The following is a 1,224-nucleotide window of genomic DNA, read 5'->3' on the forward strand; positions in this document are numbered from 1 at the left end:
GTTCCGGTCGGGGAGAGGGGGCGGACGGGGGGACGGTCGGTGTGCGCGACTCCGTGACCTCGTGCTCGGGCGGGTGCCCGGCCGCGGAGTCACCGGGTGCCTCCGGCCCCGCCATGTGCCCGGCCAGCCACAGCAGTTCGGCCAGCTCGACGGAGGTCGGCGGCTCGCCGTCGCCCGCCTGGGCGAGCAGGTCGGCGAGCCGGCCGATGCCCTGCGTGCCGTCTCCCTGCGTGCCGTCTTTCCGCCGGCTGTCTCCCCGCGTCCCGTCTCCCGCGGAACTCATCAGAACGTGTCCGCCTCGTCCCCGGAGCGGCTCAGATACGGCATCAGCTGCTCCGCGAGCTCGTCACGGGACGCCGCGTCGAGGCCCGCCACCCCGGTCAGGTAGACGGCGTTCAGCAGCTGGTCCGTCGCCAGCTCCCCGTCCGTGCCCCGGGACAGGAAGCGGTCGATCAGGTCGCGGGCGTACGCGTCCGGCTCCCCGAGGTGGGCGCGGACGATCTGCTCCAGGTGCGTGTCGCGCGGCTGGTGCAGCTCCAGACGGACGCAGCGGCGCAGGAAGGCCGGCGGGAACTCGCGCTCGCCGTTGCTGGTCAGCACCACGAACGGGAACGCCCGGCAGCGCACCCGGCCCCGCACCACCGGCACCCGGTCGTCCGTCCCGTCGACCATCACCTCGGCCGCGGGGGTGTGCCGGGCCGCCCGCACCAGCTCCGGGATCTCGTACTGGCCCTCCTCCAGGATGTTCAGCAGGTCGTTCGGCAGGTCCAGGTCGCTCTTGTCGATCTCGTCGATCAGCAGGGCGCGGGGGCGGCCGTACGGCAGGAGCGCCGTGCCCACGGGGCCCAGGCGCAGATGGTCCTGGAGTTCGCCGTCGAGCGGGAGTTGCTCGCGGGTGGCGGGTCGGTGCTCTGGGGCGGCGGGCTGGTGCTCACGGGCGGCGGCGCGTCCGGCCGCGTACAGGCGCGACAGCGGGTCGTACTGGTAGAGGCCGTCGCGGAGCGTCGTGCGGCTGGTGACGTTCCAGCGCAGCACCGGGCCGAGCCGCAGCTCCCGGGCCACCGCGTACACCAGGCTCGACTTGCCGCTGCCGGGCGGGCCGGTCACCAGCAGGGGCCTGCGCAGGTACAGGGCCGCGTTGACGAGCTGGACCGCGCGCTCGGTGGCGCGGTAGGTGCGGGCGCGGTGGAGGCGGTCCGGGGAGGAGGCCGAGGCGTCGTCGCC

2 protein-coding genes are annotated in these 1,224 nt (G+C 74.8%); both read right to left on the reverse strand.

The window, feature by feature from the left end:
* Window positions 1-283: hypothetical protein (locus FNH08_RS50275; RefSeq protein WP_152778712.1), on the reverse strand; the 283-nt coding region annotated here is incomplete at its 3' end.
* A partial coding sequence (locus FNH08_RS50280; protein ID WP_152778713.1) for an AAA family ATPase occupies window positions 283-1,224 on the reverse strand: 942 nt, incomplete at its 5' end. The genes FNH08_RS50275 and FNH08_RS50280, both read right to left, overlap by 1 nt.

The sequence above is a fragment of the Streptomyces spongiae genome (assembly GCF_009377185.1).
In the GTDB taxonomy this organism is placed as follows: domain Bacteria; phylum Actinomycetota; class Actinomycetes; order Streptomycetales; family Streptomycetaceae; genus Streptomyces; species Streptomyces spongiae.